The following is a 22,247-nucleotide window of genomic DNA, read 5'->3' as shown; positions in this document are numbered from 1 at the left end:
TCCTATGAATTTGCTTGGTTGAGTAAAAAATGCGCCAAGGTCTGCACGCCAATGCCTGTTGCGCCTGTTGCCCATAAATCACTGGCTGATTTACAATAAGTCGCCGAACAATCAATATGCAGCCAATGGCGTTGGTAATTTTTCACGAAGTAAGATAAAAATGCTGTTGCCGTACTTGCGCCTGCGCCCACTGGTACTGTGCCAATATTGGCGATTTGGGCAAATTGAGAGCTGATCTGCGCGCGGTGAAATTCTTCAAAAGGCAAACGCCAGAAAGGTTCGTTAGCCGTTTGTGCAGCGTTAAACAAGCTTGCAACCAGTTCGTTATCCATTGAAAGGACGCTGTGATAATCATTGCCCACCGCCATTTTTGCCGCGCCCGTTAAGGTGGCGCAATCAATAATAAATTGTGGATTTTGCTTATCCGCTTCAATTAAGCCATCAGCTAGCACTAAACGCCCTTCTGCGTCTGTATTCAACACTTCAGCGGTTACGCCATTGCGATAAGTGATAATATCGCCCAACTTCATTGCTTCGGCGCTTACCATATTTTCTGCACAGCAAAGATAAAGCTTCACGCGCTGATTTAAACCGCCTGCAATGGCCATACCTAATGCGCCTGTAACTAAAGCAGCTCCGCCCATATCGGTGCGCATTGTGGACATTGAATCGCTTGGCTTTAAGCTATAACCACCACTGTCAAAGGTGATTCCTTTGCCCACTAAACAAGCTAAAACAGGGGCGTTTGGATCTTGGCTTGGGTTGAACTCTAATTGCAGCATTGCTGGCTTATGGTTGGAGGCTTTGCCCACATTCCAAATGCCTTGATAATTTTTCTCTAATAAGGCTTCGCCAGAAATAATCTCAAAATTCACCGCACTTTCATTGGCGTATTCTGCTGCAAGCTCGGCAATAAATTGCGCAGCACGCTCAGCTAATTTTTGTGGTGTGATAACATCGGAAGGTAAATTAATGATTTCTCTAACAAAATCACCGCACTGAATGCGGGCAAATAGCTCCGCTTGCGGCTCGTCATCTAAATGAGGAAACTCAATGGCATAATCCTGTTTTGCCGAATAAAAACCTTGATAAAACGCCCAACAGTTTTCTAAATCCCAATTTTCGCCCACTAATTCCACCTCTTTAATGCCTTGATTACGCAATTTGCGCGCGGCTTTTTGAATTAAAGTGCGGTTGGAATTTGTGGAATTTTGTTTAAGGTGAACCGTGCCTTCGTCATTTGCAAAACTCAATAATGCATTTTCGCCCCAAACTGGGCTGGCAGGTTGTGTTGAAAGGTGAATTAACATAATGCTCTTCCTTATTTAGATTAGGTTTAGTTATCCTAATACAAGAGTGAGAAAAATCAAAATGTTAAATCTCCCCTAGCCCATTTTTTCGACTAGGGGAAAGATCAATGAAACTTAACCAATTGGCTTCGTTTTATAGAATGAGATCATTGCAATTGGTGCAATCACGGTGAACCAAATTGACCATTGCAACGGCATTCCTAAATACACACATAGCACGCCAAGGAAAGTCGCAGCGATAGCAAGCACAAAACCGATCACGCTGTAATTGGTGTCTTTGTCTAAATACCAACGCAAGAATGCTAAGGCAATGAGATAAACTGCCGAGCAAATGCTTAACACGGTCATTGCAAATAAAGGTGAAACAGAATGTGCATTTGAACTTGCGTGTTCCACCACTTCTGCCATTGTGCCAAATTCTTTCACGGAATCGGCTAACAATTCTAATCCAGAACCTAAAGCGGTAAGCGCGATGAAAATCAATAAATGTCCGTAGCCATAGACTAAGGCATTATTTAACGTGCGATCACTGTGTAAAAATTCCCCCCAAGGCATTTTGAAATAAAGCCACCAAAGGGAGAACATTAACGCTGAAATCCCTAAGCCTAATGGGAATGCTTCAGTGAGCATTGCTTCATTACTGTGGAATAATGGTGTGATGGCGTTAGTTGCGCCTAAAATCCCTTCGCCCAAAACGATAATCACTAATAAGCCGTAACGCTCTGAAATGTGGTGTGGGTGCCAAGGGGTTTTGTTGGCGCTTTCCGCCCAGGCCGGCACAGAAAGCTCAAGCAAGGCTAAGAATGGGAATAAGGTGTTGAATAAATAAGGGAATTTTAATGCCACAATAGTCCAACAAATTTGTGCGAAAATAATTCCGAAGGCATAACGTAAGCAGGTGGTGCGGCGCTCTGGATCACCTTTTGCAGCACGAAACCATTGATATGCCATTGCCACACGCATTACGATGTAGCCGATCAAAATCATCACATAATCGTTGTGCTCAAATACATTATTAATGCCAATAGCTAAAATAATCGCGCCGAACATTTGCACCATTGTTACGATACGATAAGTAAAATCATCATTGTCGTAAGCAGAGGCAAACCAAGTAAAGTTCATCCACGCCCACCACACGCAGAAAAACGAGGTGGCAAAATGGATTAAGCCTTCACTAAAATGATGCGCCGCAAGGGCGTGATGCAAGCCGCTTGCAGTCGCCGCAATGGCGATCACAAAAACTAAATCAAAATAAAGCTCTAATGTGGTGGCAACACGATGGGCTTCGTGATGATCACGGGCTTTCATTAATTTATGAATCATTCAATACTCCGAATTAAAAAGAAGAATTAGGCTGGTTTAAAAATTCAATTTCTTCCGCTGTTGAGGTGCGATTTAAAATCGCATTGCGGTGCGGATAACGATTAAATTTATCAATAATCGCTTTATGGCGCAGTTCAAAATCTAAGGTGTAATCATCATTGAGTGCGGTAAATAATTCCACCGCTTGCTGATGAATCAGCGCTGATTCACTGTGCATATAAGGCATAATCATAAATTTACGCCATAAGGTCGGTAGACTAGCAAAATCAGGCTGTTTAATGGCTTCTTGAGCCAACACTAATGCCATTGAATCCTGCGCAAAGGCTGCTGGGGTGTTGCGATATAAATTACGCGAGAATTGATCTAACACGATAATTTCTGCCAAGCGCCCTTCAATGCTTTCACGCCAGTTGGCGCATTCACCTTGCGCGGCGGCTTTTAAAGTGCGGTCAAATTTTTCGCGAATTTTGTCATCAAATTCATCGCTTTTCACAAACCAAAACGGCTGATTCTCTTCGCTAAACCAAAAATCTAGCACCGCTTGTGGCGAGGCAATACTCATAAACATTTCCTTAGTTGACGATAAAAAATGAAGTGAATTTCACGGCGGCGGATTTTACCACAACTTATTAAATTTTGCCCATTAGGCTAAATTTCTAGAAAAAACTTGGTGAATGCGGGTGAAAAGAGTATAATTCGCCCGTTTTTTGACTTATTTTATTAACATTAGAGGAATTAATGGCTAAAGAAGATTGCATTGAAATGCAAGGCACGATTTTAGAAACCTTGCCAAACACGATGTTCCGTGTGGAATTGGAAAATGGACACGTTGTAACCGCACATATTTCAGGGAAAATGCGTAAAAACTATATTCGTATTTTAACTGGCGATAAAGTAACCGTGGAAATGACCCCTTACGATTTAAGTAAAGGACGCATTATTTTCCGCAGCCGTTAATTATCGCATCATTTTTCTTCTTACCTATTCAAATTTTGCCCTAGCCTTGTCTAGGGCAAATTTTTATCTCTTTTTTTATGCGTTGTTGTTATCATAACGCTATTGTCTATTTGGCTAAATCAAGGTTGTAAAATGAGAAATATCAAACACTTCGCACAACGTTATGTGGATTGGGTGATCCGCCTTGGACGCGTGCGATTTTCTATACTTGGCGTCTTAGCACTGGCGGTGCTGGCTTTATGCACACAAGTGTTGTTCAGCCTTTGTGTGGTGGGAACGGTTTATTGGACGGACGTGGTGCGTTCCGTGGTGTTTGGCTTGATTTCCGCGCCTTTTGTGATCTATTTCTTCACCCTTTTGGTGGAAAAACTGGAAAAATCTCGCCTTGAATTAGCCAAATTAGTGGAAAATTTACGCCGTGAAGTCTCAGAAAGAATGGTGGCAGAAAAAAAACTTTCTGTGGCATTAAATGATTTAGAACAAAATAGCCGTAACAAAACTGCGTTAATGACCACCATTAGCCACGAATTACGCACACCGCTGAACGGCATTATTGGCTTAAGCCGTATTTTATTAGACGGCAATTTAAGCACCGAACAGCAAAATTATCTGAAAACCATCAATATGAGTGCGGTGTCTTTAGGGCATATTTTTAGTGATATTATTGATTTAGAAAAAATCGATGCGCACAAAATTGAGTTAAACCGCAAAGAAACGGATTTTTATGCTTTTCTTAATGATATTGCCAATTTTGCTACCTTAATGGCGGAGCAAAATCAGCTCAAATTTGAACTGGAATACGAACCTGATTTACCGCAATGGCTGATGCTAGATAGTGCCAGATTAAGCCAAATTTTATGGAACTTAATTAATAATGCGGTGAAATTCACCCCAAAAGGCGTGATCAAACTGAAAGTTAGCCGAACTGGCGAACAGCAATTTGCCTTCGCCATTTCCGATACGGGTATTGGCATTGCTGAAAGCGAGCTAGCGAATATTTTTGCGATGTATTACCGCGTGCAATCCAATCAATATCAGCACGCAGGCAGCGGCATTGGTTTGGCAGTTTCCAAAACCATTGCCAATTTAATGGGCGGCGATCTCAGCGTGCAAAGTGCGGTGGGAAGAGGCTCCGTTTTTACCTTAACCATTCAAGCCGAGGCGGTCAGCAAGCCGTTAGCCTATCATCAACATCTACCAAGCCAGCTGCGTATTTTGCTGATTGAAGATATTGAAGTGAATGTGATCGTGGCGAAATCCGTGCTGGAAAAATTGGGCTATGAAGTAGATGTCGCAATGACGGGACAACAAGCCATTGAAAAATTTGAACAAAATAGCTATGACTTGCTGCTTATTGACATTCAACTGCCTGATATGTCGGGCTTTCAAATCGCCCAGCATTTACGCCAAAAATACGAAAATGATGAATATGATTATCTGCCGCCACTCATTGCGCTCACTGCCAATGTAATGCACAATAAGCAAGAGTATTTACAGCAAGGAATGGACGATATTCTGCGTAAGCCCCTTTCTTTAGAGGCGCTGACGCAATGTCTTTATCAATATTTTGCTGATGAGATTGCGCTGCCGCTAGGCGAAAATTCTTCCAAAGCAATGAGAGAAACGACAATAGAGCAAGATGACGCACTAGATTTCGCCACACTCAATGAATTTGTCGCTTTATTAGGCGTAAAAACAGTAAAAAATAACACCGCACTTTTCCAACAGCTAATGCCCGATTATATGGCGGAATTAATGGCGGCTTACCGCATTTATCAAACTCAACCCGCGCACAAAACTGAAGTCGGCAACATTGCGCATAAAATCAAAGGTGCGGCAGGTTCGGTGGGCTTAAAACGAATCCAACAAATCGCCGAACAAGCCCAGCATAGCGAAAACCCAAATTGGGAAAGCGAAATCGCCAATTATTTGGAACAATTATCGCAAAATTGGCAAAAAGATTTAGATAAGTTAATAAATTGGCTAAATTCTGTTGATCATTAGCAAAGTTTTTACACATTACACTAGCCACGCTTAAAGGTTTTAGCTAGAATCTGTGCAATTTTAATTCAATATCAACAAGAGGAGAAAACCGATGAATTTTCCAAATGTTGCCAAGCAGGTGATTGATAAACTGGGCGGCAAAGATAACATCAGTGCGCTTGCACATTGCGCAACTCGCTTACGCATTGTGGTGAAAGATGAAAGCAAAATTGACAAAGAAGCGATTGAAAATATTGATGGTGTAAAAGGTCAATTTGCAGTTTCTGGCCAGTATCAAATTATTTTTGGTTCAGGTACCGTAAATAAAGTACACGATGAAATGGCGAAACAGCTGAACATCGGCGATATGACCAAAAATGAAGTTGCAAAACAAGCTTCAGAAAATAACCAAGGGTTAATTATGCGCTTGGTGAAAGGCTTGGCGGATATTTTCGTGCCAATTATCCCTGCTATCGTGGCGGGCGGTTTATTAATGGGTATCCACAGTATGCTTACCGCACAAGGTTTCTTCTGGGACGTACCACAAGCCTTGCGTGATTCTAGCCAGCCAATTACAGGTTATTCCGTAGTCGATCGTTTTAGCAATCTTTCTGATCTTGTTGATTTTATTAATACTATTGCCAACGCGCCATTCGTGTTCTTGCCTGTGTTGCTCGGTTTTTCTGCTACTCGTAAATTCGGCGGAAATCCGTTCTTAGGGGCAGCGTTGGGAATGTTATTGGTTCACCCTGCATTAGCAGACGGTTGGAACTATGCCCTTACTGCTGCACAAGGCAAAATCACACACTGGAATGTGTTCGGTTTAGAAATCGAAAAAGTGGGCTACCAAGGCACGGTAATTCCAACGTTAATTTCTGCTTGGGTTCTGGCTACATTAGAAAAAACGTTCCGTAAATTTGTGCCGTCTTACCTAGACAACCTGATTACTCCAATGTTCTCGCTATTTATCGCGGGTTTACTTGCTTTCACCGTGATTGGGCCAATCGGACGTGAAGCAGGGGATTTGATCACTATCGGTTTAACTTGGTTATATGACAAACTTGGCTTTATCGGTGGCGGTATTTTCGGGACATTCTATGCACCAATCGTTATCACTGGTATGCACCAAACCTTTATCGCCGTAGAAACGCAACTGCTTTCTAATATGTCATTATCGGGCGGTACATTCATCTTCCCAATCGCGGCAATGTCAAACGTCGCACAGGGTGCGGCTTGTTTAGGTGTGGCATTCGCATTGAAAGATCCAAAAGTACGCGGCTTAGCCATTCCTTCGGGTATTTCTGCTTTATTAGGGATCACTGAGCCTGCAATGTTCGGGGTGAACTTACGTTATCGCCAAGCTTTCTTAGCAGCAATGATCGGTTCAGGTTTATCCAGTGCCTTTATTGCGTTCTTTAATGTGAAAGCGCAAGCACTTGGCGCAGCAGGGTTCTTAGGTATTCCGTCTATTAAACCAGACAGCCTTGCAATGTACAGCGTGGGTATGGTGATTTCTTTCGCCGTTGCGTTTACTCTTTCTGTTATTTTAGTAAAACGCGCGCAAGCTAAAGCGTAATTTTTATAAAATTCGCAAAAAAAGCACCGCACTTTGATCTGCACCTTAAACAGGAATACAATATTCTGCGTTTAAGGTGCAGATTTTTATTTTCAGCGAGGCAAAAATGAAGACGCAAATCGATAAGCTAGCTTGGCTATACATTAAAGATAAACAATTATTAATGGCACGCTCTAAAGGCAAAGAGAAATTTTATCTCCCCGGAGGAAAAAGAGAGCAAGGCGAAAGTGATCAACAAGCCCTAATGCGCGAAATTAAAGAAGAATTGGGCATCGACTTAATTGAAAATAGCCTTCAACGAATCGGTGCATTTTCCGCTCAAGCAGACGGAAAAAATATGGATTGCGTTGTAACGCTCACCTGTTACAAAGGCGATTTCATCGGTGATTATCGCCCTGAAAGTGAAATTGCTGAATTAGCTTGGATTGGTTATCAAGACAAAGAAAAATGTTCTCTCGCCACACAAAAAGTTTTGGAATATTTAAAACAGCAAGGGATGCTGGAATAAAAGAACTAGAATAAATACAAAAAAACCGCACTTTTAAAGTGCGGTTTTATTTTTACCGTTTTTTATGGTTAATTAGCGTTTGAACATATTGCCAAGACCGCCTAGGCCGCCCATTCCCCCCATCACTCCTTTCATTCCGCGCATCATTTTTGCCATACCGCCTTTGCGCATTTTTTTCATCATACGCTGCATTTCGTCAAATTGCTTGAGCAATTTATTCACGTCTTGCACCTGTGTGCCTGAGCCAAGCGCAATGCGACGGCGGCGTGAACCTTTGATGATCTCAGGTTTGGCGCGCTCTTTTAGGGTCATTGAATTGATGATGGCTTCCATTTTGATGAACATTTTGTCATCAACTTGATTTTTAATATGATCAGGCAGATTTTTCGCGCCCGGTAATTTTTCAAGCATTGTCATCATTCCGCCCATTTTTTTCATTTCAACGAGCTGATCGCGGAAGTCTTCCAAGGTGAAATCATCGCCTTTTTGGAATTTTTTCGCCATTTTTTCCGCTTTTTCTTGATCCACAGAACGTTGTAGATCTTCGATTAGCGAAAGCACGTCCCCCATTCCTAAAATGCGTGAAGCCACACGATCAGGGTGGAAAGGCTCAAGGGCATCTGTTTTTTCCCCAACCCCTAGGAATTTAATCGGTTTGCCGGTGATTTGGCGAATAGAAAGTGCCGCACCGCCGCGCGCATCGCCGTCCACTTTGGTGAGAATCACGCCAGTAAGTGGGAGGGCTTCGTTGAACGCTTTTGCAGTGTTGGCGGCGTCTTGACCCGTCATTGCGTCCACGGTGAAAAGAGTTTCCACAGGATTAAGTGCGGTGTGAATTTTTTGGATTTCCTCCATCATTTCGCCATCAACGTGCAGGCGACCAGCGGTATCCACAATCAACACATCATAGAATTTGAGCTTAGCCTCTGCTAGGGCGGCTTGCACAATCTCTACTGGATTTTGCTGGCTGTTAGACGGGAAAAAATCCACCCCAACGGCTTGCGCGAGGGTTTCAAGCTGTTTGATCGCCGCAGGGCGATACACGTCCGCCGACACCACCATCACTTTTTTCTTCTGACGTTCACGCAAGAATTTAGCTAATTTCCCCACACTGGTGGTTTTACCCGCCCCTTGCAAACCCGCCATTAGGATCACCGCTGGCGGCTGAGTGGCAAGATTTAGGCTTTCATTTGCTTCACCCATCGCTTTTTCAAGCTCGGATTGCACTATTTTGAGAAATTCTTGCCCCGGTGTTAAGCTACGATTCACTTCCTCGCCGATAGCACGTTCTTTCACTTTATTGATAAATTCACGCACCACAGGCAACGCCACGTCTGCTTCAAGCAATGCCATACGCACTTCGCGCAGGGTATCTTTAATATTATCTTCGGTTAAACGCCCTTTCCCTGTTATGTTACGCAGGGTTTTCGAGAGCCGATCAGAAAGGTTTTCAAACATCGTTTTTCCTAAATTTGAGTGGAATGAAATGAAATAAATTGTGCCAATTATACTGAAATCCCACAGATTTTCATCATTTGAAAGAAATTTATAGCGATTTTAGTGCGGCAAGGCTAGAATAAGAATAGTTCTTAATTTGGCATTAAAGCGAATAAAAAGGTGAATAAAAATGTGGTTTGCCGTTGTTTCAATTTTTTTATATTTAATTAGTATTCTTCTCATTACCCCGATGTTGTTGAAAGCCCATTCGGGCGAACAAACCAAAAAACCGAATAAAACATTGTTTTTTTGCACCGCACTTTTGGCGATTATTACCCACGGCATTAGCCTTGCGCCGTTGTTTTCCCATTGGGCGAATGAGCAAACCTTCACCTTAATGGACATCAGTTCCTTGCTAAGTGTGATCGTGGCAGCTTTAGCAACTTTTGCCATTGGTTTTCGGGTGAATACGCTATGGTTTTTGTTGCCGATTGTCTATTGCCTTGCCATTATCAATTTGATTTTACAAACATTTTTACCTTTTTCTATCGTGCAGCATTTGATCCACAATGTGGGTTTATTCTTGCATATCGGCTTGGCGTTGTTGGCTTATGCTGTCTGTTTTATTGCCACTTTATATGCCGTGCAGTTGTGGTGGATTGACCGCAATCTTAAAAGTAAAAAACTGGCTCTATCGCCAATTATTCCGCCATTAATGACGGTGGAACGCCATTTTTTCCGCTTAATGTTAAGTGGTGAAGTGTTGCTTACCTTAACGTTAATTTCTGGTGCGATTTATTTGCCAGATTTCTTCGGCGTACAAAATGTACAAAAAGCCATCTTTTCTTTCCTTGCGTGGTTGGTGTTAGGTGTCGCGTTAATCGGGCATTGGAAATGGCATTGGCGTGGAAAAAAGGTGATTATTTATAGCATTTCAGGTATGATTTTGCTTTCGATTGCCTATTTTGGAAGTCGAGTTGCGTTTGGGCTAGGGCTTTAATTTTGCCGCCCAAGAACGATGGTTTTATAAAAGGACTTGATTTTGGATAGTATTCCCCTTAGTACGTTATTTATCACTTTAATTATTTTACTCATTTTATCCGCCTATTTTTCCAGTTCAGAAACAGGCTTGCTTTCCGCCAACCGCTATCGTATGCGCTTTTTAGCCGAAAAAGGGCATAAAGGGGCGAAAAAAGCAGAAAAACTTTTGAAAAAAACAGATATTTTACTTAGCCTGATTCTTATCTGTAATAACCTTGTGAATATTTCCGCCTCTGCCATCGCCACCATTATTGGTATGCGTTTATATGGCGATATGGGCGTGGCGATTGCTACAGGGGCATTAACTTTCGCAATGTTGATCTTTGCGGAAATTTTCCCGAAAACCATTGCCGCACTTTATCCAGAAAGAGTGGCGTTTTTATCCAGCCATATTCTCACACCATTGCTGAAAATTTTTAGCCCCATTGTGTTCTTGATGAACCTAATTATTCGTGGCTTGATGAAATTATTTCGCGTGAAAAACGAGCAAAAAACCAGCTCGCTAAGCACCGAAGAATTACGCGCCATTGTGAACCAATCGGGGCATTTCATTCCTTCCGCCCACCAAGAAATGTTGCTTTCTATTTTAGATTTAGAAAAAGTTACCGTGGACGACATTATGGTGCCGCGCAACGACATTGGCGGGATCGACATTGACGATGATTGGAAAGCCATTATGCGTCAGCTCAACCATTCCGCACATAGTAAAGTGGTGCTGTACAAAGAGAGTATGGACGAAAATGTACTGGGTATCTTACGGGTGCGTGAGGCTTACCGCTTAATGTTGGACAAAAATGAATTTAGCAAAGAAACGCTCATTCGTGCGGTGGACGAGGCTTATTTTATCCCTGAAGGCACACCGCTTAATGCGCAATTATTGAATTTCCGCAACAAAAAAGAGCGTATTGGCTTGGTGGTGGACGAATATGGCGACATCAAAGGCTTGGTCACCTTGGAAGATATTTTGGAAGAAATCGTGGGCGAATTTACCACGTCAACTGCCCCGTCCATTGATGAAGAAGTTACTCAGCAATCTGACGGCTCAATGATCATTGAAGGCTCTGCCAATATTCGTGATCTGAACAAATTGTTTGACTGGCATTTAGACACCGACGAAGCGCGCACTTTCAACGGATTGATTTTAGAGCATTTGGAAGAAATCCCCGAAGAAGGCACGGAATGTGAAATCAACGGTTTAAAAATCACTATTTTAGAAGTAGCGGATAATATGGTGAAACAAGCAAAAGTAGAAAAAATCTCACCAACAAAACAGCCAGAATAAACGGTTTTTCCTATCATAAAATCACAAAGACGGAAGGTAGTTTGCCTTTCGTCTTTTTCTTTTGCCTTTTATTTACTTTTTATCTTTAAACGTTATCTAATTTATTTCACAAAGTGCGGTGATTTTTTACAAAATTTTTCTCAATTTTTAAGGATTTTCTTCCTGTTTCAGAAATTTTTATCTTTTGAATTTTTAGTTATTGACCATAAATGCAAAAGTAAACAATAATAATTCTCAATAATTTGACAATATGAAATAAAGGAAGTTCATTATGAAAAAAGCAAAATTTGTTCTTTTACCTCTCGCTACGCTTGTTGCTACAGCGGTACAAGCGGAAAGCCTTGGTGTGATTGATGTCATCACGGAAAATACAGGGGCGAAAAGCAAAACCAATGTTGTTACCCTAAAACAAATGGAACGTAGCACGGAGACGGATTTGCGTGGTTTATTATTTGATGAGCCAGCCATCAATTTCGGTGGCGGAAATGGTGGGACATCACAATGGGTAACTATTCGTGGAATGGGGCAAGATCAAATTGATTTCAAAGTGGATAATACGTATTCAGATACACAATCTTTCCATCACGAAGGGCGGTTTTTACTCGATCCCGCTTTGATTAAGCGTATTGATGTGCAAAAAGGGGCGGGGTCAGCCAGTGCTGGGATTGGTGCAACCAGTGGCTCAATCATTGCAACCACAGTTGATGCGCAGGATTTATTGAGAGAGGGGCAAAATTTTGGCTTTAAGCTCACTGGTGGCGTACGCAGTAATAAAGGCTATACGCAAGGCGCAAGTGTTTATGGCAAAGTTGGGGCATTTGATGCCTTGATTTCTGGCAACTGGAACCATAAAGAAAATTACAAAGGCGGTAAAGGCTACCAAAACCTTAACGGCTCAGACATTGTACAAAACAGTGCCTTAGGTGAGCGTGGTTTATTAGCCAAACTCGGTTGGGATATTACTGAAAATCAACGTGTGGTATTAAGCCATCGCCAAGAGCGCTATTACGGCGTAAGAGCATTGCGTGAAGAATTTGATTTTACCAATTCTTATATTTCTACATCACGCTTATCACCAGAGCAACGCAATAAGGGTTACAGCTTAAGTTCCGTTTATGCTGGGAAAGACAGACGTGGCAATGATTCTTACTATGTCCTTGATCAAAACGGTAACTATGTTGTGAATGAAGATAACAACAATCCACGTTACCGCACCACCACGCAAGATACCACCAATTTAGAGTGGACGGGTAAAAATATGGGCTTTATTACCGAAGCCAACGCCAATGTTTATCACACTAAACGTGTGCGTAAAGAACCTACAGGGCAAACCCGTATTCTTACCACTGGGGCAAACTTAAATTTAGACAGCGCTATTGGTGAAAATCACCTTGTGAAATACGGTGTAAACTATCGTAAACAAGTGGGGAAACCAAACCAACTTGCCGCAGGGGCGCATAATCAACGTAAAGATGATCTTGGATTTTATGTAGAAGGCATTTGGGGCATTGGGCCAGTTACCCTAACCACAGGCGCACGTTACGACTATTTTGAGTTTAAGGCCTCTGATGGTAAAAAAGCCAGCAAAGGGCATTTCAACCCAAGTGCGGGCTTAATTTGGCAAGTTTCTGATGATTTAAGCCTGAATACCAGCTTGAACTATGCAAGCCGCAGCCCTCGTTTATATGAAGTGGTGATTGCAGGCTCTGGCACAATTAGCGTGGATAGCAATATCCGTGCAGAGCAAGCACGCAATGCAGAAATTGGTTTTAACTACGATTTGAACGACAGCTTCTCATTAAACGGAAGTTACTTCTGGCAAAAAGTGAAAGATGCGATGTCGTTAAAAAATAACGCCATTTACAACGGCGCATTATTGCGTAACCAAGGTTATGAATTAGGCGCAGCTTACAAATATTCAGGGCTAACCTTGCGTGCTGGCGTGGCTGAAAGCAAGCCAGAAGTTTATGGCAATGTGGCGGATAATACCGTATTTGCCGTTGCTACTGGGCGAACTTGGACGACTGAGGTTTCCTATAAATTTGAGCAACCTAATCTTGAAATCGGTTGGAAAGGACGTTTTGTTGAAGGTGAAACGGGAACACCAAGCCGTGGTTCTGGTTCAGGCGACAGCGTGAAACAACCGGGTTACGGCGTCAATGATCTTTACGCAAGTTGGGAAGCAAACGAAAATCTCACCATTAATGTTGCGGTGGATAACGTGTTCAACAAGAACTACAAAAGCCACAGCCAACGTGCAGGGGTAAACAGCCTAACTGGCGCAGGGCGTGATTTCCGAATGAATGTGAGTTACACATTCTAAATGTGAAAAAACAAAGTGAGGTGATTTTTCACCGCATTTTTTGTTTGTGCTTTGACCGCAAATTTTTAATTTGCTACAATTTGCAACCTAATTGAAATTCATTCTCAATAACAATTAAGGGCAATTTGCCTCGTTTTATTTGAAGTCAGCGTTAAGGATTTCTCAATGCCGCAATTATTCGCATTTTTACAACATTATGTTGATTACATTATTTTAGGTTTACTCGGTTTAATGAGCTTTATTATGGTATGGTTCGTGATTGAACGCTTTATCTTTTTAAGCCGTGTGAATGTTTCGCACTACACCAATATCCACGAGTTAGACATTGATCTCAACCGTAACCTAACTATTATTTCCACCATTGGCTCAAATGCCCCTTATGTGGGTTTATTGGGTACAGTTATCGGGATTTTATTAACTTTCTATGAATTAGGAAATTCAGGTGGGGACATTGATGCCGCTGCCATTATGCTTAACCTTTCCCTCGCCTTAAAAGCCACGGCGGTGGGGATTTTAGTTGCCATTCCATCAATGGTGTTTTACAACGGCTTGCAACGCAAAGTGGAAGTCAATCGCCTAAAATGGAAAGCCTTAAACGGACAAAAAATCTAGGGGCATAATGTGAAAAAGTTTGATGAAATCAATATTATCCCTTTCATTGACATTATGTTAGTGTTGCTGGCGATTGTCTTAATCACCGCGTCTTTTATTTCGCAAGGCAAAATTCAAGTGAACGTGCCAAAAGCCAGCAGCACCGTAGCGTTTAAATCGGACGATTTAGCCAAATTATTAACCGTTACGGAAACAGGCGAAATCTTTTTTAACGATAAGCCGACAGATTTAGCGCAAATGGAAAAAGAAGTGGCAAGCTGGGCAAAAGATCAAAAAGTGACCCTGAAAGTGGACGCCAAAGCCACATTCCAAGATTTTGTTAGCCTGACAGATTTAATGGCGAAAAATAACATCAAAAATGTTGCCATTGTTACAATGAAAGAAAAAGGCAAATAAATGGCAAATAAACATCGTTCTTGGTTCGGCTTCTTCTTTTCTCTCCTATTTCACGCCACCGTGATCGGGGCGATTGTCTATGCTGTAAAAGCCGATAGCAGCGCCAATGGGTATCAAGCAGACGTGATCGACAACAGTATTTCAATGGAAATGCTAATGGGAATGACCGTTGAAGAACCTGAACCCGCGCCAGAACCTGTTGCAGAACCTGAGCCAGAGCCAGTGGCAAAAGAAACGGTGCCCGATCCCATTGTAAAACCTGAACCGCCAAAACCGGAAAAGCCAAAAGAAATTAAGAAAGAAAAACCGAAAGAGAAAAAGAAAGAAAAACCGAAAAAAGAGAAACCTCAACTCAAAGAGAAACCTTTGGCGAATAAGGCGCTTGAAAAAGGGGATCGCAATGTGAATTCTGAAGCGAAAATCACAGCGACAGCAACCAGCTTAGGCAAGGCAACGGTGAATAATCCAAACCTTGTTAGTAAAAGTGCTGGCTCTGATGTAAAGAATGCCTATATGGGCGCATTGCGCCGAGAAATAGAACGCCATAGACGCTACCCACAACGGGCTAAAATGATGCGTAAACAAGGGGTGGCGACAGTGAGTTTTAATATTGCTGCAGATGGTTCGTTGAGTAATATTCAACTCGTAAAATCCTCTGGTAATAATGATTTAGATAAAGCCGCCTTAGAGGCGGTAAACCGAACAAAATCTATCGGCGCAAGACCAGCAGGACTTTCACCTTCAATGACCGTGCCAATTCGGTTTAGTATTCTATAAAATATGAAGTGCGGTGGAAAAATATTGAGTTTTTCCACCGCACTTTTCTTTACCCTAATTTTCCATCGGTTGGATTAATTTCCAGCTTTTATCTGCCTGAATTTGCAAATGCAATCTGTGATGCTTAAGTAAGGTGGAGCGATGACCTACGCTGATTATGGTGGTATTTGGCAATGCGCTTTTTAATAACTGATACATTGCGTCTTCCAATCCTTCGTCCATACTTGCTGTTGCTTCGTCAAGAAATGCCACCTGTGGCTTGTGTAATAATAAGCGGGCAAAGGCAAGGCGCTGTTGTTCGCCGAGAGAAAGCACGCGCGTCCAATCTTGTTCTTGCTCGAGCTTATCGGTTAAATGTCCTAAATTAACTTGTTGCATAATTTGTTGGATTGCAGCGAGATTGCAATCTTCACTTGCCATTGCAGGATAATAAAGGGCATCAATTAAGCGACCTTGCGGCAAATAAGGTTTTTGCGAAAGAAATAGGGCGCTGTGTTGCGGGCAGATTACGGTGCCTTCGGAATATTGCCAAAGCCCTGCTGCGGTGCGTAATAGCGTGGTTTTTCCAACCCCAGATTGCCCTTGAATTAGTACCCTTGTGCCTAGGGGAAAGGTGAGGTTTAAGTTTTCAATCAGGCTTTTTCCATCAGGGCGTTTTATAGTGAGATTTTGGAATGCCACTTCGCCTTGGCTATCTTGAAGCTGGGTTTTAGACGGTTGATTAACTGCGTTGATCGCACTATGAAAACCTGTTAAACGATCAAGCACAGCACGGTAAGCCGCGAAATCATCATAAGAATTACGATAAAAAGAAAGAGATTCTTGTACTTTGCCAAAGGCTTGGGCGGTTTGCATTAAATCACCGAGTTTGATTTGTTCACTGAAGTAGCGCCCCGCTTGAATAAGAAGTGGGAAGACAACGGAGATCTGTGAAACAGCTAAGTTAAAGCCAGATAATTTCAGGGTGCGGTAAACCAGTTGCCAGATGTTTCCAATAATTTTATTGAATTGTTTGAACAATAAGTGTTGTTCCATTTTTTCACCACGGTAGAAGGCAATGCTTTCCGCATATTCTTTTAGGCGAATGAGGGAATAACGGTAATTTGCGTTGAGCCTTTCATTAGCGAAGTTGAGTTTAATTAATGGTCGTCCAATTCTAAAGGCAATCACACTGGTAATAAGCACATAAATAAACACTAAAAATACCATCATATGCGGGATTTCATAGCCCGCGATTTCCATTGGCCCTGATAAGTTCCACAAAATCGCGGTGAATGCGATGAGTGAAACTGTGGAGGAAATCACGCCTGTAGCAAAACTGAGCGAGCTGTTGATGTAAGATTCAATATCTTGCTGGATACGTTGATCGGGATTGTCTAGCTGATTGAGGCTATATAGGGTTTTATAATAGGCTTGGTTGGCTGTCCATTTTTCTACATAATGCCCATTGAGCCAAGTTCGCCATTGAATTTTGAAGCGTTGCGAAATGTAGTAGGTAAACAGCACATTCAACACGTGAACAGTGGCAAGCAAGGAAAATACGACCATTTGTTGCCAGAATACACTGACATTCATTTCTTGTAATGCGCTGTACATTGCGTTATACCAATTAGAAAATAGAATATCTAACCGCACAGCAACTAGATTAAAGAAGATGATCACCCAAAAATAGCAGAGTGGTTTGAGGCTCTGTTTGGGGGAAAGGTAATTTTTAGCTAAAAGCCAAAATTGATGCGCCCAGCGAGTTGTTTTGACTAAAAGCGCTAAGATAAGGGAGAAGACAATGCTCGTAATCACGAGGCTTTGGATTATCCATAAAAATGAACTTAGTAATTCGTCTGACCAATTCATAATATTTCCGAGTAATGAGTTGATAGAAAAGAAAATAGTTAATCGTGTTGTTTAGATAGCAGAATGAGAAATTTGTTCAAAGATTGTTAAAGAAATTAATGCGGTAAGCAAGAAAAATGTGATGTAGATTAAATTTTTGGACTTTAATTTATTCTTTCTATCTGGAGATTGCTATAATTTTTTTAGTTAAATTAAATTTTTGAGGTTGTTATGAGTGATATTGCAGTTACGATTAGCATTTTAGCCCTCGTTGCGGTGGTCGGATTATGGATCGGTCATTTTAAAATTCGTGGCGTAGGGCTCGGTATTGGGGGGGTATTGTTTGGGGGGATCATTGTTGCCCATTTTACCAACCAATATGGCGTGCATTTAGATGCACATACGCTACATTTTATTCAAGAATTTGGCTTGATCTTATTTGTTTATACGATTGGTATTCAAGTAGGGCCGGGTTTTTTTGCCTCATTACGAGAATCAGGCTTAAAACTCAATGGGTTAGCGGTACTCATCGTATTACTTGGGGCAGCCAGTGTGGTTGTGTTATATAAAGCCGCTGATGTGCCACTTGATATTATTCTTGGGGTTTATTCTGGGGCGGTAACTAATACTCCATCTTTAGGGGCAGGGCAACAAATTCTTGCTGAATTGGGAATGAGCCATACCACCAGTAATATGGGTATGGCTTATGCCGTAGCTTACCCTTTTGGGATTTGTGGGATTTTACTCACAATGTGGTTAGTGCGGTTGTTTTTTAAAATAAAAGTGGAAGAAGAGGACGCCAATTTCCAACGCGAAAGCGGTCAGGATAAGGAAAGTTTGCGTTCAATGAATGTGCGCGTAACCAACCCAAATCTTAACGGCTTGCCGCTAATTGAAATCCCGGGGTTTGAAAGCAAAGAGGTGGTTTGCTCTCGCTTAAAACGTGGTGATAACGTAAGCGTGCCGAATGCAGACACCGAAATTTTTCTTGATGATTTGCTCCATTTAGTAGGGGAAGCGCATACATTAAGAAAAATGAAACTCGTGATTGGTGAAGAAGTGGATGTGCCACGTTCAACGCTCACTGGTGATCTTCGTTCTGAGCGCATTGTGGTAACCAATGAAAAAGTCTTGGGAAAACGCATTAAATCTTTGGGTATTCATCAAAAATATGGTGTGGTGATTTCTCGGTTAAACCGTGCTGGGGTGGAACTTGTACCAAGTGCAAATACGAGCTTGCAATTTGGTGATGTGCTACACATTGTCGGACGCGCTGATATGATTGATAACGCCATTGCCTTAATTGGTAACGCACAGCAAAAATTGCAACAAGTGCAAATGCTCCCTGTTTTTATTGGGATTGGCTTAGGGGTGTTAGTCGGCTCAATTCCTTTTTATATTCCGGGCCTTTCTGTGGCGCTAAAACTGGGTTTAGCTGGTGGGCCGCTTGTTGTTGCGCTGATTTTGGCAAGAATAGGGAGCATTGGAAAACTTTACTGGTTTATGCCACCAAGTGCTAACTTAGCGTTACGCGAAATTGGCATTGTTTTATTCCTTGCGGTTGTAGGGCTAAAATCAGGCGGTAACTTTGTGGATACCCTAGTAAATGGTTCTGGGCTTGAATGGATGGGCTATGGCATTATCATCACCTTCTTCCCATTAATGGCGGTGGGGCTGTTTGCGCGTTTATACCTAAAACTTAACTACCTGTCTTTATGTGGTTTACTTGCAGGCTCAATGACAGATCCCCCTGCGCTTGCCTTTGCCAATGCGATTAAAGAAGACAGCGGAATTGCCGCACTTTCTTACGCCACCGTTTATCCATTGGTGATGTTCTTGCGGATACTCTCACCACAGTTATTAGCCATTTTATTGTGGTCTTTTTTCTAACTTTTCTCACATTTAGTAATTTATCAATGCCCGGCTTAGCTGGGCATTTTTTTATTCTTATTTTTGATATAACAGCTAAGTTTGCGATGAACTGGCTGCTTATTATCCCTTTGTTTTCTTTTTATATTTTTCAACTGGTCTGAACTCTGATTAGTTAGGCTAAATTTGTTTGCACTAGTGTAGTGCTTTCTTTATAATCCAGCAGCTTTTCTAATCAATTTTTATCAATTTAATCGAAAAAAGGTTACAAATGACTAAAACAACAATTTTTTCAAGAACATTACTTTCTTCTGCATTATTAGCTGTTGCAGGAGGTGCACAGGCAGCAGCATTCCAATTAGCAGAAGTTTCAAGCTCAGGTTTAGGCCGTGCCTATGCTGGTGAAGCAGCCATTGCTGATAACGCCTCTGTGGTGGCAACCAACCCAGCTTTAATGACTTTATTTAAAACCAACCAATTTAGCGTGGGTGGGGTTTATGTGGATTCTAAAATTCGTGTTGATGGTACGGTAACCGCGACAGCTGCTCTAAATACTACTTCTGCACAGGTTGCGCAAGGAAGCTTAGCTAATAACAATGTGGTTCCGGGGGCATTTGTACCAAATATGTATTTTGTTGCGCCAATAAACGATAAATTTGCGATTGGAGCCGGAATGAACGTTAATTTTGGTTTAAAAAGCGAATATAGCTCAGATTATAATGGCGGCATTTTTGGTGGAAAAACAGATCTAACGACCATTAATTTAAATTTAAGTGGTGCATATCGTGTAACACAAGGGTTAAGTTTCGGTGCAGGGCTAAATGCGGTTTATGCAAAAGCCAAACTTGAACGTAATGCTGGGGTTCTTGATGATGCCTTAGAAAAATATTCACAGATCTTAACTGCGGCACGTTCATCATTTGCTGCGGTGGTTACCGCACAAAGTAACGCGATGGCGAAAACCACATCAGTTGTTCGTTTACAAGATAAAAATGCCTGGGGGCTTGGTTGGAATGCGGGCTTAGTTTACGAATTTAACGAAGCTCATCGTCTTGGTTTTGCTTATCATTCTAAGGTTGATATTGATTTTAAAGATAGAGCCGCTATTGGTAATAGTCAAACGGGAGTGGGTGGACTGACTTTACATTTGCCTAGCTACTGGGAGTTCTCTGGCTTTCACCAATTCACGGATGATTTTGCATTGCATTATAGCTACAAACGCACTAAATGGAGCCGTTTACAAAGCTTACATGCAACATTTGATAATGGAAGCGAAGCGTTCCATAAGGATCTTAATTACCGCAATGCTTCACGCTTTGCATTAGGTGGTACTTATAAAGTGAATGAACAACTGCTCTTGCGTGCGGGTGTTGCTTATGACAAAGCAGCGGGCGAAGCAACGGCAGCTATTCCTGATACAAACAGAACTTGGTATAGCTTAGGAGCAACTTATGCATTTACACCAAATCTCTCGGTTGATTTTGGTTTTGCTCACTTACGCGGTAAAAAAGTTCACTTTACTGAAGATTATGTGAAAGGCACGATCAAAATTGAAGCGGATTATATCTCCAAATCCAGTGCCAACCTCTACGGTTTAAATCTAAATTACAGTTTCTAATTTGACTGACTAGGAATTTACCCTAATTTCACTATAATAAGCCTATCCTCTGTGATAGGCTTTTTTGTTCATGCCGATAATGGTGGAAATCATTTCATCTATTTAGATAAAGTGCGGTCGGTTTTTCATTAATTTTTTATGAGGGATATCAATGAGCGAGATCTATTATTGCTACTACTCATCACCAATCGGGCGGTTATTGATGATTAGCCAAGATAACAAATTAACCAATTTGGATTTAGAAGCGGAGCAAATTGCGCCAAATCCAAAATGGATTTTACAGGAAAATCACCCGCTCTTTGCGCAAGTTTCGGCGGCATTAACCCGTTATTTTAATGGTGAAAAAGAAGATTTTGCAGGGATTCCGCTGAATCCACAAGGCACGCCTTTTCAGCAAAGCATTTGGCAGCAGCTTTGCCAAATTGCTTATGGTGAAACCACAAGTTATGGCGAGTTAGCCAATCGCATTAACAAACCGAAAGCGGTGCGCGCCGTGGGTGGTGCGGTGGGGAGTAATCCAATTAGCATCATTATTCCTTGCCATCGCGTGTTAGGAAAAACACGTCAGCTAACGGGATTTGGCGGTGGATTGCCTGCCAAACGCCATTTGTTACAGTTAGAAAATATTGCTTATGTGGATAAAGGCGTGGAATACGTCAAACAGAAATTATTGAAAAAGTATCAACGCTAACAAAAACTTGATAAAAAAGCACCGCACTTTATGAATAGCCCAAATTCCGAACAAGCTCTACTCTCCCTTGCGCGATCGCTGGCGGGACTCACTTTTGGTGAAGTCGCCAAGGAGTTGAATATGTCTGTGCCGCCCAATTTGAAACGGGATAAAGGCTGGGTGGGAATGTTGCTGGAAACTGCCTTGGGTGCAACTGCTGGGAGCAAAGCGGAACAAGATTTTGCCCATCTTGGCATTGAGCTCAAAACCATTCCCATTAATCGTCAAGGAAAGCCCCTTGAAACCACCTTCGTCAGCCTTGCGCCGCTGATTCAAAATAGCGGAATCACTTGGCAATCTTCTCACGTTCGCCATAAATTATCCAAAGTGCTGTGGATTCCCATTGAGGGTGAACGCACCATTCCCCTTGCCGAACGTCATATTGGGCAGCCTATTTTATGGCAGCCCTCGCCCGAACAAGAGCAACGTTTGCAGCAAGATTGGGAAGAATTAATGGAATATATCGTATTTGGTCGGCTTGATGAAATTACCGCACGCCTTGGTGAAGTGCTACAACTTCGCCCTAAAGGCGCAAATAGTAAATCGCTAACCAAAGGCATTGGGCGAAATGGCGAGGTGATTGACACCTTACCGCTCGGCTTTTATTTATGCAAAAATTTCACCCACGAAATCCTGCAACAATTTCAGCAAAATGGCTGATTTTCCTTTCCATTA

19 protein-coding genes are annotated in these 22,247 nt (G+C 42.0%); 14 read left to right on the top strand and 5 right to left on the bottom strand.

Annotation, left to right across the window (positions count from 1 at the left end; all coding sequences use genetic code 11):
• Positions 1-2: 2 nt before the first annotated feature.
• The 3 genes from pepB to ACNAV8_RS03525 all read right to left on the bottom strand — a co-directional run bounded on the left by pepB (position 3) and on the right by ACNAV8_RS03525 (position 3,195).
• Entirely contained in the window at positions 3-1,310 is a 1,308-nt protein-coding gene (pepB, locus tag ACNAV8_RS03535; protein WP_103854714.1) for an aminopeptidase PepB, read from the bottom strand.
• Positions 1,311-1,424: 114 nt separating this feature from the next.
• Positions 1,425-2,633, bottom strand: coding sequence for a low temperature requirement protein A (locus ACNAV8_RS03530; protein WP_103854715.1), 1,209 nt, complete (start codon positions 2,631-2,633; stop codon positions 1,425-1,427).
• Positions 2,634-2,646: 13 nt separating this feature from the next.
• A complete protein-coding gene (locus tag ACNAV8_RS03525; RefSeq protein WP_415777223.1) occupies positions 2,647-3,195 on the bottom strand; it encodes a DUF924 family protein in 549 nt (182 codons plus the stop codon).
• 176 nt (positions 3,196-3,371) lie between these two features.
• Here ACNAV8_RS03525 and infA point away from each other — a divergent pair, with 176 nt between their 5' ends.
• From infA to ACNAV8_RS03505, 4 genes are all read left to right on the top strand, one after another.
• The gene (gene infA, locus ACNAV8_RS03520) at positions 3,372-3,590 is read left to right on the top strand and encodes a translation initiation factor IF-1 (RefSeq protein ID WP_005627617.1); all 219 of its coding nucleotides are present in this window, start codon (positions 3,372-3,374) and stop codon (positions 3,588-3,590) included.
• Between the two features lie 132 nt (positions 3,591-3,722).
• On the top strand, positions 3,723-5,594 hold the full coding sequence (locus tag ACNAV8_RS03515; RefSeq protein WP_415777222.1) for an ATP-binding protein: 1,872 nt from the start codon (positions 3,723-3,725) through the stop codon (positions 5,592-5,594).
• A 91-nt stretch (positions 5,595-5,685) separates the two neighbouring features.
• Entirely contained in the window at positions 5,686-7,149 is a 1,464-nt protein-coding gene (locus ACNAV8_RS03510) for a sucrose-specific PTS transporter subunit IIBC (protein WP_103854716.1), read from the top strand.
• Between the two features lie 106 nt (positions 7,150-7,255).
• Positions 7,256-7,657: an NUDIX hydrolase gene (locus tag ACNAV8_RS03505; protein WP_103854717.1), complete on the top strand. Its 402-nt coding sequence runs from the start codon at positions 7,256-7,258 to the stop codon at positions 7,655-7,657.
• Between the two features lie 72 nt (positions 7,658-7,729).
• Here ACNAV8_RS03505 and ffh read toward each other — a convergent pair whose 3' ends face one another.
• A complete protein-coding gene (ffh, locus tag ACNAV8_RS03500; protein ID WP_415777221.1) occupies positions 7,730-9,115 on the bottom strand; it encodes a signal recognition particle protein in 1,386 nt (461 codons plus the stop codon).
• A 169-nt stretch (positions 9,116-9,284) separates the two neighbouring features.
• Between ffh and ACNAV8_RS03495 the strand changes: the two genes are divergently transcribed.
• From ACNAV8_RS03495 to tolA, 6 genes are all read left to right on the top strand, one after another.
• Positions 9,285-10,094 carry a cytochrome C assembly family protein gene (locus tag ACNAV8_RS03495; protein ID WP_103853413.1) on the top strand — a complete coding sequence of 270 codons (810 nt, stop codon included), beginning with the start codon at positions 9,285-9,287 and terminating at the stop codon, positions 10,092-10,094.
• 42 nt (positions 10,095-10,136) lie between these two features.
• Positions 10,137-11,417: an HlyC/CorC family transporter gene (locus ACNAV8_RS03490; protein WP_415777220.1), complete on the top strand. Its 1,281-nt coding sequence runs from the start codon at positions 10,137-10,139 to the stop codon at positions 11,415-11,417.
• Between the two features lie 271 nt (positions 11,418-11,688).
• Complete coding sequence (locus ACNAV8_RS03485) at positions 11,689-13,740, top strand: TonB-dependent siderophore receptor (protein ID WP_103855593.1); 2,052 nt, start codon at positions 11,689-11,691, stop codon at positions 13,738-13,740.
• A gap of 165 nt (positions 13,741-13,905) precedes the next feature.
• Positions 13,906-14,352: a TonB-system energizer ExbB gene (gene exbB / locus ACNAV8_RS03480; protein WP_103853410.1), complete on the top strand. Its 447-nt coding sequence runs from the start codon at positions 13,906-13,908 to the stop codon at positions 14,350-14,352.
• Positions 14,353-14,361: 9 nt separating this feature from the next.
• The gene (gene exbD / locus ACNAV8_RS03475) at positions 14,362-14,748 is read left to right on the top strand and encodes a TonB system transport protein ExbD (RefSeq protein WP_103853409.1); all 387 of its coding nucleotides are present in this window, start codon (positions 14,362-14,364) and stop codon (positions 14,746-14,748) included.
• Positions 14,749-15,525 carry a cell envelope integrity protein TolA gene (gene tolA / locus ACNAV8_RS03470; RefSeq protein ID WP_103855594.1) on the top strand — a complete coding sequence of 259 codons (777 nt, stop codon included), beginning with the start codon at positions 14,749-14,751 and terminating at the stop codon, positions 15,523-15,525.
• A 54-nt stretch (positions 15,526-15,579) separates the two neighbouring features.
• Here tolA and ACNAV8_RS03465 read toward each other — a convergent pair whose 3' ends face one another.
• Positions 15,580-17,376, bottom strand: a complete 1,797-nt coding sequence (locus ACNAV8_RS03465) for an ABC transporter ATP-binding protein/permease (protein WP_415777219.1) — start codon at positions 17,374-17,376, stop codon at positions 15,580-15,582.
• A 210-nt stretch (positions 17,377-17,586) separates the two neighbouring features.
• Here ACNAV8_RS03465 and ACNAV8_RS03460 point away from each other — a divergent pair, with 210 nt between their 5' ends.
• The 4 genes from ACNAV8_RS03460 to mutH all read left to right on the top strand — a co-directional run bounded on the left by ACNAV8_RS03460 (position 17,587) and on the right by mutH (position 22,232).
• Positions 17,587-19,245: a putative transporter gene (locus tag ACNAV8_RS03460; RefSeq protein ID WP_415777218.1), complete on the top strand. Its 1,659-nt coding sequence runs from the start codon at positions 17,587-17,589 to the stop codon at positions 19,243-19,245.
• Between the two features lie 250 nt (positions 19,246-19,495).
• Complete coding sequence (locus ACNAV8_RS03455) at positions 19,496-20,842, top strand: outer membrane protein transport protein (RefSeq protein ID WP_103853405.1); 1,347 nt, start codon at positions 19,496-19,498, stop codon at positions 20,840-20,842.
• A 151-nt stretch (positions 20,843-20,993) separates the two neighbouring features.
• Positions 20,994-21,533, top strand: coding sequence for a methylated-DNA--[protein]-cysteine S-methyltransferase (locus ACNAV8_RS03450; RefSeq protein WP_103853404.1), 540 nt, complete (start codon positions 20,994-20,996; stop codon positions 21,531-21,533).
• Between the two features lie 30 nt (positions 21,534-21,563).
• Positions 21,564-22,232, top strand: coding sequence for a DNA mismatch repair endonuclease MutH (gene mutH / locus ACNAV8_RS03445; RefSeq protein WP_103853403.1), 669 nt, complete (start codon positions 21,564-21,566; stop codon positions 22,230-22,232).
• The last annotated feature ends 15 nt before the right edge of the window (positions 22,233-22,247 follow it).

Source organism: Avibacterium endocarditidis, assembly GCF_965138825.1.
Lineage (GTDB): Bacteria > Pseudomonadota > Gammaproteobacteria > Enterobacterales > Pasteurellaceae > Avibacterium > Avibacterium endocarditidis.
This window is presented reverse-complemented; position numbering and strand designations above follow the sequence as displayed.